The sequence below is a fragment of the Streptomyces sp. P17 genome, assembly GCF_032436805.1.
GTDB lineage: Bacteria > Actinomycetota > Actinomycetes > Streptomycetales > Streptomycetaceae > Streptomyces.
Window position 1 is genome coordinate 1 of sequence record NZ_JAVRBF010001421.1, and the last position, 240, is coordinate 240.

General features: G+C 52.9%; 1 protein-coding gene. It reads left to right on the plus strand.

The features are described from left to right. A partial coding sequence (locus tag RMT89_RS45210; protein WP_315889562.1) for a hypothetical protein occupies nt 1-240 on the plus strand: 240 nt, incomplete at both ends.

A 240-nucleotide genomic window follows, 5' to 3' on the forward strand; every position in this document is an offset into this window, starting at 1 on the left:
GGAGCGACTTTACAAGTTCATCTCAAACACTGTTGCTTATGTCACCAATGAAGCGTTGGTTGTCGCTCAGTATGAGTTGGCCCGCCCTGGCGTCTTTGGAAATCTCTGGGGTAAGGATGACAACAGCCGCTTTGAGAAGCGGATGAACGAAATTACGGAGCATCTGGGCGGACCCCCACGCTTCTACATCATGAAAGAGGAATCAGAGCCGCCTCCGGCCGATCTCTATCCCGAAGCAGC